This is a genomic window from Stenotrophomonas sp. AS012628, assembly GCF_010608305.1.
GTDB lineage: Bacteria > Pseudomonadota > Gammaproteobacteria > Xanthomonadales > Xanthomonadaceae > Stenotrophomonas > Stenotrophomonas geniculata.
Genome location: NZ_VMBJ01000319.1, coordinates 1 through 212, shown reverse-complemented (window position 1 = coordinate 212; position 212 = coordinate 1). Strand labels below are relative to the sequence as shown.

The 212-nt window shown below is 54.2% G+C and carries 1 protein-coding gene; it reads right to left on the bottom strand.

From position 1 onward, the window contains the following. Window positions 1–30 precede the first annotated feature (30 nt). On the bottom strand, window positions 31–212 hold a 182-nt coding region (locus G5A07_RS22330), incomplete at its 5' end, for a hypothetical protein (RefSeq protein ID WP_223107912.1).

Genomic DNA, 212 nt, shown 5'->3' with positions numbered 1-212 from the left:
CTTTACCGTCGTTTGGCCGAGCAATGGCGCTCATTCGACCGAGCGCCCCCCGAGGAGGGGCTTATGCTCAGTCTTGTTCGAAAATTCCCAGGAATGCGTCCGCCTTAGCCAACTGTCGAAGAAATAGCGACTCAAAAGTCCCGTCGAATATCCATAAAACGACTTGCGCCGTGCAACGATGCTGAACACGTCCGGACACGAAAAGAAGCCTC